The 1,776-nt window shown below is 43.6% G+C and carries 9 tRNA genes and 2 rRNA genes; all 11 read left to right on the top strand.

Annotation, left to right across the window (positions count from 1 at the left end):
* Positions 1–304 precede the first annotated feature (304 nt).
* Positions 305–420 (top strand): 5S ribosomal RNA (gene rrf / locus BKP35_RS08340).
* A gap of 7 nt (positions 421–427) precedes the next feature.
* A tRNA-Val gene (locus BKP35_RS08335) sits at positions 428–503 on the top strand.
* A 47-nt stretch (positions 504–550) separates the two neighbouring features.
* Positions 551–626 (top strand) — tRNA-Thr (locus tag BKP35_RS08330).
* A 96-nt stretch (positions 627–722) separates the two neighbouring features.
* Positions 723–798 (top strand) — tRNA-Lys (locus tag BKP35_RS08325).
* Between the two features lie 15 nt (positions 799–813).
* Positions 814–897, top strand: a tRNA-Leu gene (locus tag BKP35_RS08320).
* A gap of 7 nt (positions 898–904) precedes the next feature.
* Positions 905–979 (top strand) — tRNA-Gly (locus BKP35_RS08315).
* A gap of 17 nt (positions 980–996) precedes the next feature.
* A tRNA-Leu gene (locus BKP35_RS08310) sits at positions 997–1,085 on the top strand.
* A 7-nt stretch (positions 1,086–1,092) separates the two neighbouring features.
* Positions 1,093–1,169 (top strand) — tRNA-Arg (locus tag BKP35_RS08305).
* A gap of 58 nt (positions 1,170–1,227) precedes the next feature.
* Positions 1,228–1,304 (top strand) — tRNA-Pro (locus BKP35_RS08300).
* Between the two features lie 4 nt (positions 1,305–1,308).
* Positions 1,309–1,384, top strand: a tRNA-Ala gene (locus tag BKP35_RS08295).
* Positions 1,385–1,690: 306 nt separating this feature from the next.
* Positions 1,691–1,776: ribosomal RNA gene (locus BKP35_RS08290) — 16S ribosomal RNA — on the top strand; the annotation flags it as partial.

Here is a 1,776-nt window from a genome sequence, read left to right as displayed (position 1 = left end):
TGGAAGCGTGGCGACACGTGGAGCTGAGAGATACTAATCGGTCGAGGACTTATCCTAAAAATAAGTTTTGAGTGAAGAGTGTTGAGTTTTGAGTTATGAAAGTAACTCAAAGAAGCAAAACACAAACATCGAAAGATGAAGCTCAAAAATGAAATGAATGAAATACTCAAGTAACTTAATTGTGTCTGTTATCTAGTTTTGAAAGAACAATCTTTCAATGAATTATGGATATGAAGATTGATGCTAGTGAGCCTCCAAGAGACGCTTACAAGTAACTCAAAACTCATAATTCAAAATTAAAAAGTCTAGTGGCGATAGCGAAGAGGTCACACTCGTTCCCATGCCGAACACGATCGTTAAGCTCTTCAGCGCCGATGGTAGTTAGGGGTTTCCCCTTGTGAGAGTAGGACGTTGCTAGACTAAAAATGGAGGATTAGCTCAGCTGGGAGAGCACCTGCCTTACAAGCAGGGGGTCGGCGGTTCGATCCCGTCATCCTCCACCATATTTTTTTTCGAAACAAAGTGAAGCGATAATAATTTACCTATTTATGCCGGCCTAGCTCAATTGGTAGAGCAACTGACTTGTAATCAGTAGGTTGGGGGTTCAAGTCCTCTGGCCGGCACCATGTCTACTTATTGAATTTGCTTTTTTGCTGACATGCGACGATCAAACGAAGTGGCGTAGGAGCAAAGAGAACTAAATTACTAAAAATTATTATCAAGAGCCATTAGCTCAGTTGGTAGAGCATCTGACTTTTAATCAGAGGGTCGAAGGTTCGAATCCTTCATGGCTCACCATTTTTATTGATATATGCGGGTGTGGCGGAATTGGCAGACGCGCTAGACTTAGGATCTAGTGTCTTTGACGTGGGGGTTCGAGTCCCTTCACCCGCACCACAGATTTGCGGGAGTAGTTCAGTGGTAGAACACCACCTTGCCAAGGTGGGGGTCGCGAGTTCGAATCTCGTCTTCCGCTCCAATCTTATAGTCTGCTTTGCCGGGGTGGTGGAATTGGCAGACACACAGGACTTAAAATCCTGCGGTAGGTGACTACCGTGCCGGTTCAAGTCCGGCCCTCGGTACCAACAATATGCGCCCTTAGCTCAGCTGGATAGAGTGTTTGACTACGAATCAAAAGGTCGGGAGTTCGAATCTCTCAGGGCGCGCCATTGTTATTAAACTTAGTGTTAAACATTAAGGTATATTGTCAAATTATAATATTGTTTTCGGGAAGTGGCTCAGCTTGGTAGAGCACCTGGTTTGGGACCAGGGGGTCGCAGGTTCAAATCCTGTCTTCCCGACCATTAAGGGGCCTTAGCTCAGCTGGGAGAGCGCCTGCCTTGCACGCAGGAGGTCAGCGGTTCGATCCCGCTAGGCTCCACCATTTTTTATAAAGGTATTGACTTACTGTTTTAAAAATGTTATATTAATAAAGTCGCTGCAATAAGTGATGAAAAACATTTTAAAAAGTTGTTGACACAAGGGAGTTATTCTGATAGAATTAAATTCTTGTTGTAAAGCAACTACGTGTATTCTGACAAATGGAATACCCTGATCGTTCTTTGAAAACTGAACACACAGCCAAGCGAATTAAGAAAGGTGGAAGGCAGCACTTACTAGTGAAGTCTGAAACTTTAAAAAGAGATATGAAAATCTCGTCAATGTTTTATTTTGAGCTTTATCAAACACTTTTATGGAGAGTTTGATCCTGGCTCAGGACGAACGCTGGCGGCGTGCCTAATACATGCAAGTCGAGCGGAGTTTTAAAAGCTTGCT

Origin of the sequence: Anaerobacillus arseniciselenatis, assembly GCF_001865995.1 — a bacterium.
Classification (GTDB): domain Bacteria; phylum Bacillota; class Bacilli; order Bacillales; family Anaerobacillaceae; genus Anaerobacillus; species Anaerobacillus arseniciselenatis.
The sequence above is the reverse complement of the archived record's forward strand: the minus strand, read 5'-3'. Positions and strand labels throughout refer to the sequence as shown.